Below are 13,192 nucleotides of genomic sequence, written 5' to 3' on the forward strand. Positions count from 1 at the left end.
AATGGCCCGTAAAAACCTTTTAAAAGGATTCAAAAAACCCAAAGGGGTAGATTTTGTAGCTGAAGTATCGGATGAAAGTCATGGGAAATTTATTGCCTCCCCCTTTGAAACAGGCTTTGGAACAACTATCGGTAATTGTCTTAGACGCGTTTTACTTTCCTCTATTCAAGGATATGCAATAACCTCAGTACGGATCACAACCTATGATGCTGATGGAGTAGGGCATAGCATTTCAAGCGAATTTGAATCCATCCCGCATGTTCGCGAAGATACGCTTGAGATTTTAAATAATCTCAAGCAGATTCGTTTATTGCTTCCGGAAGAAGAAGAGGAGGGTGCCTTTACTTTTGAATTTCAAGGTCCCTGCACAATAACGGGAGCTGATTTAGAAAAAGAATATCAGCTTCAGATTCTATCAAAAGATGTCCATATTATGGAAATGATGGAAGGGGCACATGTTGAGTTTGAAGTAAACGTAAAGTTCGGCAGAGGCTATGTCCCCGCGGAAACAAATGAACAGTATGTTGAAGTAGTGGGGACAATCCCTTTGGATTCCATTTTTAGCCCGGTTTTAAAAGTTCGCTATGAAATTCAACCTTGTCGAGTCGGACAACGTAATGACTATGACAAACTTGTGCTTGAAATTTGGACAGACGGTACTGTTCGTCCCGAAGATGCTTTAGCTGAAGCTGCGAAGATCGCAAAAGACCACTTTTCAATTTTTGTAAACTTTGACGAAAGCGTGCTTATTGGTGAAGATGATGCCGATGAAGATGATGCAAAAATAAGAGACTTGCTTAATACAAAAATTTCAGAGGTTGATTTTTCCGTGCGAGCAAGAAATTGTCTGGCAAATATAGGTGTTAAAACTCTTGGAGAATTGACAAAAATATCCGAACAAACGCTTGCCAGCACCAGAAACGTTGGTAAAAAAAGCTTGAGTGAAATTCAGGGTAAATTACAAGAGTATAATTTACGTTTGGGAATGACTGATTACAGTCATTTAAAAGATACGAATAAATTGGTAAGACAGAAGGAAGAAACAGATGAAGCATAAAAACGGCTTTAATCCGCTTTCTCGTACAAGTGCCCATCGACGTGCCTTGCACCGAAATATGGTAACCTCACTTTTTAGATACGAGCGGATTACAACAACTAAACAAAAAGCAATGGAAATTCGTAGAACTGCGGAAAAATTGATTACCCGCTCAAAGGTTGATTCGGTACATAACCGAAGGCAGGCTGCGCGATTAATTTGGGATGCTGAGATACTGAACAAGCTCTTTACAGATATCGCTCCTCGCATGAAAGAACGAAACGGCGGTTATACCCGTGTTTTAAAGCTCGGTTTCCGCGAGGGAGATGCTGCCGATGTTGCAATTCTTGAGTTGGTAGATTATACCCTCGATAAGAGCGGCAAAAAACATGCGTTAAGCGAAAGCGATAAAAAAACAGCTGACGATAAAAAGTCCGCAAAAAAAGCCGCCGAAGCAAAACCAAAAAAATCGGCAAAAGCTGAAAGTTTGGAGGAAAAATAATGTCAAAAGCTCATAGAGGAAAAGGAATACTTGATAAAACCAATCGTAGTCGAGGAACCTGTCCGGTAACAGGGCAAACAGGGGTTAAGCTTTTGTATGAACAGGAAATTGACGGAAAAAAAGTAAATATTTCTAAAATCGGTAGAGCAGTATTAAAAAATAAAAAAGCAGCTGAGGCAAAAAAAGAAGCTCCAGCGGAAAAAACCGAATAGTTTCTCGTTAATTTCTTTATTGATGAAAGCGCTTGTTTCGCAAACTTCTGATATTTTTGCAACAAGCGCTTTTATTTTTATTTTCTAGTCCGGAATTGACAAAATTATCCTATTTTGTTAAAATTAACTCTGTTTTCTAAGCCTCGATGGTGGAATTGGTAGACACGCTAGTTTCAGGTACTAGTGCTTTCACGGGCATGGGAGTTCAAGTCTCCCTCGAGGCATATTTTCCATAATTTCGATTATCTTTAGTCATAAAATTTAGCTCTCTTTGGATATTTTTCTTTCAGGATAAGAGGATAAGAAATTTATCTTGATTTGTTGAAATTTAAAACCATATTACGTTAAATTCTGAAGAAACGGCATGCTAGAATTTTTCGCAGCCTCTGAAATTTAAACAATACTTTTTACTCGTATAACGTTCTATAAGTAAGTTGTCGTTATACTGATTGGAATCTTAACAGTAACAGTCTGCGGTTTCAGCATTCCTATGGTAAATTACTCACCGTTGCTAATTTCCAAACGATGTTTAAAAGCATCAACACAAAATTACAAAATTGAAGCTTTTAAACTCGGTGGCGAAGCAAAGGTAAATATCAAAGCTTCGCCCTTGCGCCGTGTCGGACTCTTTTATAAAATTTTTTATGGTTTGTATTAAATGCACTAAACGTTACTTGAGCTTTGTTGATGACTCTGCTTTTGCGAACTTGAAAAAAGTTTTTTTTACATTCCTAAAAACAAACCGATAGGTGTTGTTTTTACGGGTGTACCAAACAGTGTCGACGAAGAGGATTCTCCGAATCTGGATGAAAGTGTTTTAATGGAAGAATTTCGATTTTGGGAATTTGTTACGGTATGCGGTTTATTATGGCGTAAGCTCTAAGACAGCGTGATGCCTACTTGACTTGTCAATATGAACATGGTAAGACATGTTAGTATCAGTTAACTTTTAAAATCGGAAGAAAGTAAAGCCGGCTTTTGGAGTGTTAAAACTTGATACCGGAATCTGAAGTTTGAATAATACAGACGTACATCAATTGAACGGTTTATTTTATAAAGGAAAAGAAAGTGACAAGTATACGTTATAAGATTATATTACAGCTTATGCGACTTTTGGGAATGAAGAACATGTGTATGCTTCCCAGAGAAGAGTTTTTGAAAAATATAAAAAGCATCAATCAAAAACGTAAATTTTTTATGCCTCGTAAAAAAGGGTATGTTATTGGCGATCGATTAATTATGGAGCACTATCATTGTTTAACAATACAGCGCAATGCACAACCGTCCAAGCGAGCACTGCTCTTTCTTTATGGTGGAGGGATGTTGATTAGTCCGGATAAAAATGATGTCAACAGCGCACTAAAAATGAGTGTGCTTGCTGATTGCGATGTGTGGTTTCCGTATTATCCGCTTTGTATCGATCACGGAATTGATGTTTTACATGAAATGATTTTGCAGTGTTATCGAGAAATGACAACAGTTTATCAGCCTGAGCAAATATCTGTGCTGGGGTTTTCGTCGGGTGGTGCTCTGGCAATAGGGCTTGCTTTGCATAATAACGCCTTAGGCAAAATAATAGCAATGCCGCGTCAAATTATTGCTGTATCACCCGGTTCAGTGCCGGCGACCGAAGAAGAAAAAAAGCGTATGAATGAACTCAATTCTGTAGATATGCTTGTTGATGTAAAATTTATCGAACATGTTGAGTACTTTATGCGACACGGAAAAACAATGCCGGAATATATGATTAGCGGTCATCGAGGAGATTTCGCCGGTTTGCCGCCTCTGCATTTTTATTACGGAGCTTGTGAAATATTATCAGCTCTTGCGCCGTCTTTTGAGAAAGTCTGTCAGGAAAACAATGTTTCTTATACCATGCATATTGCTCCGGGGATGTGCCATTGCTATGCCGCAATTGGTTATTTTCCCGAAGGCAAAGCAGCATTCAATGAGATTGCCGAACGCCTCAAATTTCCGGAATAAGTCCAAGAGATAAAAACGGTGTTGCTTTATGAGTTCCGATCGTGCTGCATGTTTAGTACAGTGTCCGTAATGTTTAACGTTGATCCGCGGTGAGAAACTAAAATAACTGTTTTGCCTGCACTTGATTCTTTCAGTGATTGCTCGATACTGCAAAGACTTGTTTGACCGGCTGTTTGTGCAAACACCATGTTGACACACAAAGCTATACCGGTTAACATTTCAAAAAGGAAAACCGGTGTTTTATATCTTAATTCACTAATTGATATATCAGCGTGAGTGTAAGATTAATTTTTTCCGGTGCACTATCGCCTAAGGGAAACGGTGATGCAGCACGGACACTTGCAAGAGCCGCTTCATTTAAAAAGGCATACCGGCAAGGGGAGACAATATCTGCTTGTACTACTTCGCCGGATTTAAGAACGGTAATCGAAACGGTTACAGCTCCTTCTTGTCCACGTTTACGTGCTGCTTTTGGATATATTTTCTTTTGTTCTATCCGCTGCAAAATAAGTGCTTTAAAATCAATTGCTCCCGTTCCTGTTCCCGTTCCGGAGCCATCTGCAAGCTCTGTATCGAAGGTATCACCGTCTACATCGAATGGAGCTGCTTCGGTCGATTCTACCGGTGCATTATCAACGGTGTCGGCAAGCTGTTCAATAGGCGGAGCAGGTACCAATGCCGGCGTTTTCGGTTGTACAACCGTTTTTTTCTTTATAGGCTTTTTAACCGGCTCCGGTTTTGCCGCACGCGGTGCAGAAGGTCGTTCAGATATCTGCGGAAGACCTTGCATAATAAACTGTGTGTGTGTAGACTGTGGAATTTCAGTACTAAAGTGTAAAAACACAGAGGAAATAATAATCACATGCAGTATAAGTGCAGCAATAAATACTGCAACAGACACTCCGTTAGTGCTGCGGGTAGTCATGCTTCACCGCCGCATTTTTGACACCGCTTTTATTTAAAACATCCATCACTTCAACAAAACTTTTAAATGGCAAATCTTTATCGCAGGATAAAAAGACTGATGCTTGCGGATTTCCTGCTATACGGCGTTTTAAAAACATCTCTAATTCAGATAAATTATACCGCTGTGTGCCAATGTATACAGCTCCGGCTTTATCAACAATAATTTCAATACTTTTTTCCCGGACGGGTATTCCCGATTCTGCTTCCGGCAATGCAACTTTCATAACAGGCTTTTCAAAAGTAGAACCAATCATAAAAAAAATCAGCAAAATGAATACTACATCAATCAGCGACGTTATAGTAATTTCAGGATTCCGCCGCTCCGGTTTAAACCGTTTCATCGGTAGACCCCGCTTGCAGTAATTGCTGTTGATAACTCATTAAAACGGAAACAAGTTGCTCCATATCGCGCACGCGCTGTGTATTCAGCCAATCAAAAAATTCATAGAAGGCAAATGCAAAAATAGCTGTTACTAATCCGGTTGCGGTGGTAATCATTGCCTCCCAAATACCGCTTGAAAGAATAGCAATATCAACACTGCCTCCAAGTACTGCAATTTTTTGAAATGCCGCCATTAAACCGGTAACCGTGCCTAACAATCCAAGGAGCGGTGCAACGGCAGCAATTCTTGAAAGTAAGATAAATCCTTTTTCCTGTAGTGTAAGAATGTACTGCACTGTCCGCTCAAATGCTTCTGCCGTATACTGTGCATCAGCCGTACGACATTGAAAAAAAATATGAGCAACAGCGGAAATACATGAGCCGCTCAATCCTTTTTGGTCAAAGAAATCTTCCTGCAAATCAGTTTTATTTACCGCAGCAGTTTCGCACAGTGCTAATACAGCGCGGAATTGTTTTCTTTTATACCGCGTACTAACGTAATACACAACCCGTTCAGCAGCGGCTGCAAGTGCAATAAGATATAATCCTATAATAATATAATTGACTGTTTTACCCTTTTGCATTAAGTTAATAAAATAGTATAAACCGTTCACAAAAAAACCTCCTAATATCATACGTGCTTACCTCTGCGTACATTGTAGCGCATGGCTTACATATTTTTAACGATACTAATCGGAAATAGCAAAAATGTCAATTACAGCTCCTAACCGCCCATGGCGTACGCATGAAGAATAAAAATCGTATATTCAAGGGCGTTGCGGTTTGAAATTTTTCTCTTCTCCGACTGATTTTTTTACTTGTCGGAGCTAAATACTTACAAACCGCCGGCGTACTACGGGCTCCACTATCGTTGCGGCTGTTTTTGCGCTATTTTGAGCGCGCAAAAACGATCCGGCTTCGCATTTTTGAAAAAATGCTTCGCCACCCTCCGTCCGCCTAACGCTGCTCTAATACTCAAATAGCTTTCACTCACCCTATGTGGTTGTTTTTTTTCATGCGTACGCCCTGCTAACCGCCCTGTTTTTTCTTTGTTGCTCTTGACTTACTATTTTGAGCGGTGTATAGTTATTTTTAATGTTTGCTTAAGCAAACAAAAACAACGGCGTTGTCGCCGTGTATTACAAAGATCACTCATTGGAGGGAGTACTATGCAAAAAAAAGTAAAATGGTTTATTGTTGCATTTGTTGCAGCATTGTTATTTCTTTCCTGTTCACAACTTGCGAACGATGCGGGGGGGGGGGGGGGGCAATCCCTTTGAGCAGTTCAAAGAGCTGATCAGCGAATATCCGATGGTTTCCGTAAAAGGCGGAAGCATAACCGGAACAGACACAACAACAAAGAGCGAGCCGGATCATAACCAAACTTTTTTGGAAGGACGGAAGGTTAAACTTGACGATTTTTCAATTGGAAAATATGAGGTTACCTATGAACTGTGGTATAAAGTGATAACAGAAGCGGAAAAACGCGGGTATGTATTTAAAAATAAGGGGCGGGCAGGTACCATTGCCGCCTTAGATAAAAATGATAAGGGAAAATATGTCGCTCAAAACCGTGTAGGCGAGGAACCGAACGAAGAAACAAAAAAACATCCTGTTACACAAATTGCATGGTGCGATGCCATTGTATGGTGTAATGCCTATTCCGAAATAACCGGAAAAAAACCGGTGTATTGCCTCGATGGTCAGCCTGTAAAGGATTCAACAAAAATAGATGACTGCTTAAAAGCCGAAGTAAAGCGGACTAATGGCGGCTACCGTTTGCCAACCAGTACCGAGTGGGAATGGGCAGCACGTGGCGGCAATCCTCAAGATGCTGCGTGGGGTGACGGTAATGATTTTCCGGGTACAAAGGACCCTGCAAAATTATCCGAATATGCCTGCTTTGGGGATAAAGAAAACGGGAGCACGAAACCGGTCGGCTCGCTCAAGCCGAATGTCTTAGGTCTGTACGACATGGCGGGAAATGTTGCGGAATGCTGCGTTGACGTATATGCATCATTAATTCGTGTTGATCCGGATGTAGTAGAAGATAATCCCGATCATCCTAAGTCGGCTGTACCTGATGAGCAAGATTCCTCGAAATTTGATGAATTTGAACGGACCGGCGGTAGTAAATGTACACGGGGCGGCGCATGGAAAAAAAATGAAGCAGACTGTAGAAATGGGAGAAGAGGGATGACGTTGGCGAAATATGCAAATGATGCAATCGGATTTAGGCTGGTACTAAGTCATTAACGGAAGGATTACAATGAATACTTTTAAAAACTATTGCATAGTTTTGCTCGCGCTTGTGGTCATTACCGGTTGCAAGCCGCCTGAAAATTCTCATGAAAATTCTCATGAAAATTCTCATATCAAAAACTTTATATCCAAATATCCAGATATGCCGGCACTGGAGCAGCCTGCTGTTGTTTTAGCCGGTGAATATGAAGGTGAGGCTGCTATGCGTATGGACGAATCTCGCCCCTTAAATAATTATCCGGGGACATTTACCGTTACATCGAATAACGATACGGATTCGGTTATGCTTTCCGCAAGTATTAAACCGGGTAAAATGCCTTTTCCCGTTAACTATACTTTTAAGGACGCTACGCAGCTTAAGTATTCAAAAGAAGGGTACTTGATCAACGGTTCGTTTAAAGTTGATGTAACGCTCAATAGTGGTACCAAAAAAGAGATGCCGGAATTCGATTTTACACTCAATGAGCGTTCCCGCTTATATGTTGACAATGACGGGCAGTATTGGCTGGAGCTTTACTATCCGGATCAAAAAATGGCCAGCGGCAAGATTTTACCGGGTATATGTTTCTTTAAAGGAAAGAAAAAGTAGTGTAAGGTGCGCTGTCTGAAAACCTACAGGGCAACGCACAAAAAATATAATCGGTTTTATTCTTACATATTTTAAGCGGTTGTCTTTGATGTATACACCGTTGACTTTTGCATTTTTTTTTGTTGCTCTGTCAATAACCAGTGAATATTTCACCCCTAACGGGGGTTAATTTTGCAATGAAAATTGCACCCCTTAACACATCGAGTTATCCTGCTTTTGCATCTTTAAGTAAGAATTCATAAATCAAGTCAATAACTACTTGAGGCAGGTCTCCGGTTCGTCCAACCGTATCGGTTCGGTATATATCATCGAGCGGTACAATCGGATAGAATTCATCATGTATTAAAGCGCGTATACCATGCTTTTGGGAAATCAATACATTTACCATTGTGCCTGCGCCGAATTTATTCTGCTCAATTTTAAACAAATGGTTTTTGATTGAGATGGTAGATCCGCTTGAAAGTTTGCGCGTAATAACGGATGACAACAGTTTATCAAGATCGAGTGTTTTTGGTGTCGGTACAAACATTGAATATGAATCGCAGGCAGGAACACCAAACTGTTTGTTGAAAATACCGATATACTCTTTTAAGAATTGATTTGCTTGCTCTATGGTTGTAATTCCGCGTCGTGCAAATTCAACAGGGAGTCGGCTTTGTAATGTTTGCCATAATCGCTCAACACGTCCTTTTGCTTGTGATGAATGAGCCGGGAACATATCGATTCCTAAGTACTTGATAATTTTGCCGAATTGTGTTACTTGTTCCTCGGTTCCTTGTAATTGCTCCTCAATGGATAACTGTTTTTTTGCATTAACAAAAAAAACGCTACACTTATCCGGATAAAGAGCGGCAGGGAGTCCGTAATTTTCGAGTGTCTGCCGCAGAACTTCTAAATATCCGAGCAGGCACTCGTTTTTGCATAAATAAAGACCGGTAATCATTCCGCGCGCATCATCAATAAAAGCATGTAATGCGGATTTTTCTTTCCCGCCGAACCAAGGAAACGGGGTTGCGTCCACTTGCAACAGCTCTCCGAAGCAAGCTCTTCTATTGCGCGTTTTATGCACCTTCTTTCGTGTTCGTCTTTTCTTTGGTGAACAAATTCCATTTGATAACAGAATACGGCGCAGAGTCGAATATGACAGCTGCAATTGATATTCTTCAGTTACTATTTCATGAAAATGCAAAAAATTGCTTTTTGACAATGCGGGATCGCTTCGCAGCGCAAGTAATCGCTGCTCAATTTCTTTCGAGGTCTTCTTTGCAGAGGGACGCTGACTGTTGCCATGCAGCATTGCTGCTAAACCCTTTTCTTTGAACGCCTTTTTTAATTGCTGTACGCGTCTTCGTGAAAGGTTTAATCGAAGCGCAGCTTGTTGTACCGTACATCTCCCCTCTAAGCAGTTGGCGATAACATGTCCTCGTGTAATTTGATCAATGCTCATAAATAATTTCATTCCTCCAGTGTAATGTAATAAGTCAATAATTTCACCTCGGTAAAATATAGGGGTGAAATTATCACAGATTAAAGACAGTTTTTTAAATCGTATTTGACAAATAGTTTTTCAGGGCTTATAATTTTTAGAATAGAATGTTTCTAATCTAAGGAGAAATTGATATGAAATCGAAAATGAAATTTCTGTTGGCTGTGTCTGTGGCGCTCGGAATTATTTTTAGTGCTTGTACAAAGAGCGAAGAACCTGCCGGCTCGGAGGGCGGCGAAGGCAAAAAGAATTGGAAAATTGCCGTTGTGCCGAAGGACAGTACAAATGCCTGGTTTGTCCGTATGGAGCAGGGTGTAAAGAAATACGCTTCCGATACCGGATTAAATGTTTTCCAAAAGGGGCCGGCAAAAACGGACGGTGCTATGCAGGTACAGGTTGTACAAGATTTAATCGGGCAAGGAGTTGACGCTCTTTGCGTTGTTCCAGTAGACCCCGCAGCTCTTGAACCGGTTTTGGGCGAGGCAATGAGTAAGGGGATTGTTGTTATTACGCATGAAGGTTCTACCGTGCAAAATACGATGTACGATATCGAATCTTTTAACAATGCCGGTTACGGCGCCTTTATTATGGATAATCTTGCAAAAGCGATGGGCGAAAAAGGCGTGTATACGACTATGGTGGCACATGTTACAAACGCTTCCCATAATGAGTGGGCAGACGGAGCTGTTGCGCAGCAAAAGGCGAAATATCCTCAAATGACTTTGTTAGAAAGTGATGTCCGTGTCGAAACTGAAGATAATACCGAACGTGCTTATGAGCGGGCAAAGGAATTGTTTAAAAAATATCCCGATTTAAAAGGTATTGTCGGAACCTCATCAAAAGATGCACCCGGAACAGCTCGTGCGATTGAAGAACTCGGATTAAAAGATAAGGTTTTTACCTGCGGCACCGGCATGCCGAATGAAAGCCGCCAGTATTTAAAAGACGGCTCTCTTGTTGCTATTACCCTTTGGGATCCGGCAGATGCAGGCTATGCAATGGCAACGCTTGCTCGAAAAGTGCTGGAAAAAGAATCGATAGAAAACGGAGTAAATTTAGGCGTAAAAGGATATGAAAATATGACTTTCGCCGAAGGGAGTAAAAAAATCCTCTTAGGTGCAGGCTGGATTGTTATTACAAAAGATAATGTTGACGACTATGATTTTTAGTACATAGTTTGTAAATTAAATCGGCTCCCTCTGATCCGATTTAAAAGCCGAGTTTTCAAAAAGAGCAAGTAAAAGATATATGACTGAATACATATTACAAGTTACAGATATCCATAAACATTTTGGCGGTGTTCATGCCCTAAAGGGCGTTTCGCTTGATATTAGAAAAGGCGAAATTTATTGTCTCGCTGGGGAAAACGGCTGCGGAAAATCAACCCTCATAAAAATTATTTCCGGTTTTTATCAAGCTGATTCAGGGAAAATTTTTTTTAACGGTTCGCTACAAAACACTATCACACCGCAGTCGGCAATAGCCGCCGGCATTCAAGTCATTTATCAAGATTTCTCCATCTTTCCTAACTTAACCGTTTATGAAAATCTTGCCTTAAACACGGAGCTGATGGCAAAAAGAAAAATCGTAAATAAACAACGTTTAAAAGCAATCGCAAAAAAAGCTATTGCTCAAATTGATTTTTCCATTGACTTAGAAGAAACACTCGGGAATTTATCCGTTGCGGACAAACAGCTTGTTGCAATTTCGCGGGCACTCCTTGATGATGCACAGCTGATTATTATGGATGAGCCGACCACTGCGTTAACAAAAAAAGAGGTTGAGTCTCTTTTTAAGATTATAAAACAATTACAATCCAAAGGAATTGCTATTCTCTTTGTCTCTCATAAAATGGATGAAGTGTTTGAAATATCGGAGCGCTTTTCTATTTTTCGCAACGGAGAAAGTATTATGACCGGGAACACAGCTGAATTGGACAATGCACAATTCAGTTATTATATGACCGGAAGAGAATTTAAAAATATACCCCATCAAAAAAAAGAACACGGAACGCAGCCGGTTTTTGAATGTAAAAATATTTCTCATAAAACAGCTTTTAAAAATATTTCCTTTGCCTTGCATAAGGGAGAAGTACTCGGCATAACAGGACTGCTCGGCTCGGGGAGAACAGAATTAGTTGAATGCCTCTTTGGGGCAGAAACAATTTCCGAAGGTTTGTTTATAATGAACGGCAAGCCGGTAAAGATACGATCAATAAAAGATGCTATTCGATTAGGGATTGGATATGTTCCCGAAGACCGACTCACCGAAGGACTTTTTTTACCGCAGTCAATTAAGGATAATATAACTATTGCAAAATTGGATTTGCTTTCTAAAAAAATTTTCGGCGTGATTGATACGGTAAAGATTGATGAGCAAAGCGCTCACTGGATAAAAACTCTGGGAATAAAAACAAATAATGATCAAAACCCTGTGCAAACACTATCCGGAGGGAATCAGCAAAAGGTTGTACTTGCAAAATGGCTGGCACTCAATTTACATATTCTACTGTTGAACTGCCCGACCGCCGGTGTGGACATAGGCGCAAAATACGATATTCATACCTTTATTCGGCAGATGGCTGACGATGGATTATCGGTTATTGTTATTTCCGATGATTTGCCGGAAGTGATAGCCCTTTGCGACCGGGTGCTTATTATGAAAGCAGGAGCAATAACCGCAGAATATACTACGGAAAACATGAGCGAACGGGAACTTTCTCAAGTTACTATGCACGATGAGGTATTCTGAAATGTTGGATAAAAAATATTTACAACGGAAAATTTTAAGAACAGAGTTTTTTGTTTTTATTGCTATCATTATTTTATCAATCCTTATTCAGCTGCGCAGCGGGCAGTTTTTTAGTAATAATAATTTGGTAGACCTTGTGCGTGCGGTCATTATCCCCGCAATGTTTTCTATCGCGGCAATGATTGTGCTCGTATCCGGAGGAACAGACGTGTCTGCTCCGTCGATAGCCTCTCTTGCAATGTATTTAGTTTCAAAATGGATGTTGAGATATGAAGGCAATGTTATCGTTTTGTTTCTTATCGGAGCGGGAATTGGTATTATACTCGGCTGCTTAAACGGATACCTTATTGCCCGATTCCAATTTCCTACACTCATTGTTACATTAGGAACCGCCAGTTTATATACGGGACTATTACAGGGTGTATTTGCCGCACACGAGCATCCTGTTCCAGCTCCAATGCATGCGCTTGGAAAAGCAAAACTGTTTTCGGTAGATAATGCCGTTTCGGGGCTTAAGTCAAACATGCCGGTAACAATCTTTTTGTTAATTGCATTGGTTATTTTAGTTTGGTTTATTTTACAAAAGACAATGCTCGGACGAGGGATTTATGCTATCGGCGGCGATGTCATTTCCGCCCAGCGTGCAGGGTTTAATGTATTCCAGATACAAATGTTCATTTATATCTTTGTGGGCATGATTGCCGGCATTACCGGTGTAGCAAGAGCCTCAATGATGATGAATTGCCAACCAACTAATTTAAACGGTATGGAAATGACCGCTATTGCTTCGTGTGTGCTTGGAGGAACCAGTGTTCAAGGCGGTGCAGGTTCTATAACTGGCACCATACTGGGAGTTTTACTTATTACCATAATATCAAATAGTTTGCTCCTTTTAGGAATCTCAACATTTTGGCAAAAAATATTTACCGGTTTAATTATCCTGATAGGAACAGGCGTTTCTGCTTATCGAATGAAGCAGCGACAGGGGCATTAACTGTCAAGCGACATAGTAATAAAAGATAA

The 13,192-nt window shown here is 40.5% G+C and carries 13 protein-coding genes and 1 tRNA gene; 10 read left to right on the forward strand and 4 right to left on the reverse strand.

Features of this window, described 5'->3' with window-relative positions; genetic code table 11:
• The first annotated feature begins 1 nt into the window (after nt 1).
• From FUT79_RS14690 to FUT79_RS14710, 5 genes are all read left to right on the forward strand, one after another.
• Nucleotides 2-1,057, forward strand: a complete 1,056-nt coding sequence (locus FUT79_RS14690) for a DNA-directed RNA polymerase subunit alpha (protein ID WP_024752666.1) — start codon at nt 2-4, stop codon at nt 1,055-1,057.
• The gene (rplQ, locus tag FUT79_RS14695; protein ID WP_024752665.1) at nt 1,047-1,538 is read left to right on the forward strand and encodes a 50S ribosomal protein L17; all 492 of its coding nucleotides are present in this window, start codon (nt 1,047-1,049) and stop codon (nt 1,536-1,538) included. Before FUT79_RS14690 ends, rplQ begins: the two co-directional genes overlap by 11 nt.
• Nucleotides 1,538-1,750 (forward strand): hypothetical protein, encoded by a 213-nt coding sequence (locus FUT79_RS14700; protein ID WP_002700844.1) that lies wholly within the window; start codon nt 1,538-1,540, stop codon nt 1,748-1,750. The genes rplQ and FUT79_RS14700 overlap by 1 nt, the downstream gene beginning before the upstream one ends.
• Nucleotides 1,751-1,890: 140 nt before the next feature.
• Nucleotides 1,891-1,974 (forward strand) — tRNA-Leu (locus FUT79_RS14705).
• 844 nt (nt 1,975-2,818) lie between these two features.
• Nucleotides 2,819-3,733: an alpha/beta hydrolase gene (locus FUT79_RS14710; RefSeq protein ID WP_024752663.1), complete on the forward strand. Its 915-nt coding sequence runs from the start codon at nt 2,819-2,821 to the stop codon at nt 3,731-3,733.
• A 247-nt stretch (nt 3,734-3,980) separates the two neighbouring features.
• Here the strand turns inward: FUT79_RS14710 and FUT79_RS14720 are convergent, their stop codons facing one another.
• From FUT79_RS14720 to FUT79_RS14730, 3 genes are read right to left on the reverse strand one after another with little or no spacing between them, the layout of a single operon-like run.
• The gene (locus FUT79_RS14720; RefSeq protein ID WP_002700836.1) at nt 3,981-4,658 is read right to left on the reverse strand and encodes an energy transducer TonB; all 678 of its coding nucleotides are present in this window, start codon (nt 4,656-4,658) and stop codon (nt 3,981-3,983) included.
• Nucleotides 4,639-5,040 (reverse strand): ExbD/TolR family protein, encoded by a 402-nt coding sequence (locus tag FUT79_RS14725; RefSeq protein WP_024752662.1) that lies wholly within the window; start codon nt 5,038-5,040, stop codon nt 4,639-4,641. The genes FUT79_RS14720 and FUT79_RS14725 overlap by 20 nt, the downstream gene beginning before the upstream one ends.
• Complete coding sequence (locus FUT79_RS14730) at nt 5,027-5,695, reverse strand: MotA/TolQ/ExbB proton channel family protein (RefSeq protein ID WP_044635046.1); 669 nt, start codon at nt 5,693-5,695, stop codon at nt 5,027-5,029. The genes FUT79_RS14725 and FUT79_RS14730 overlap by 14 nt, the downstream gene beginning before the upstream one ends.
• 634 nt (nt 5,696-6,329) lie before the next feature.
• Between FUT79_RS14730 and FUT79_RS14735 the strand changes: the two genes are divergently transcribed.
• Together FUT79_RS14735 and FUT79_RS14740 are read left to right on the forward strand one after the other, a co-directional pair.
• On the forward strand, nt 6,330-7,337 hold the full coding sequence (locus tag FUT79_RS14735) for a formylglycine-generating enzyme family protein (RefSeq protein WP_148884220.1): 1,008 nt from the start codon (nt 6,330-6,332) through the stop codon (nt 7,335-7,337).
• 13 nt (nt 7,338-7,350) lie between these two features.
• Nucleotides 7,351-7,932 carry a hypothetical protein gene (locus FUT79_RS14740; RefSeq protein WP_044635045.1) on the forward strand — a complete coding sequence of 194 codons (582 nt, stop codon included), beginning with the start codon at nt 7,351-7,353 and terminating at the stop codon, nt 7,930-7,932.
• Nucleotides 7,933-8,137: 205 nt separating this feature from the next.
• On the opposite strand, the gene FUT79_RS14745 is transcribed toward FUT79_RS14740, so the two are convergent.
• A complete protein-coding gene (locus tag FUT79_RS14745; protein ID WP_148889770.1) occupies nt 8,138-9,391 on the reverse strand; it encodes an ISNCY family transposase in 1,254 nt (417 codons plus the stop codon).
• Nucleotides 9,392-9,552: 161 nt separating this feature from the next.
• Here FUT79_RS14745 and FUT79_RS14750 point away from each other — a divergent pair, with 161 nt between their 5' ends.
• The 3 genes from FUT79_RS14750 to FUT79_RS14760 all read left to right on the forward strand — a co-directional run bounded on the left by FUT79_RS14750 (nt 9,553) and on the right by FUT79_RS14760 (nt 13,163).
• Entirely contained in the window at nt 9,553-10,587 is a 1,035-nt protein-coding gene (locus FUT79_RS14750) for an autoinducer 2 ABC transporter substrate-binding protein (protein WP_024752779.1), read from the forward strand.
• Between the two features lie 79 nt (nt 10,588-10,666).
• Entirely contained in the window at nt 10,667-12,169 is a 1,503-nt protein-coding gene (locus FUT79_RS14755) for a sugar ABC transporter ATP-binding protein (protein ID WP_024752780.1), read from the forward strand.
• Between the two features lies 1 nt (nt 12,170).
• Nucleotides 12,171-13,163, forward strand: a complete 993-nt coding sequence (locus FUT79_RS14760; RefSeq protein ID WP_024752781.1) for an ABC transporter permease — start codon at nt 12,171-12,173, stop codon at nt 13,161-13,163.
• Nucleotides 13,164-13,192 lie beyond the last annotated feature (29 nt).

The sequence above is a fragment of the Treponema phagedenis genome (assembly GCF_008153345.1).
Lineage (GTDB): Bacteria > Spirochaetota > Spirochaetia > Treponematales > Treponemataceae > Treponema > Treponema phagedenis.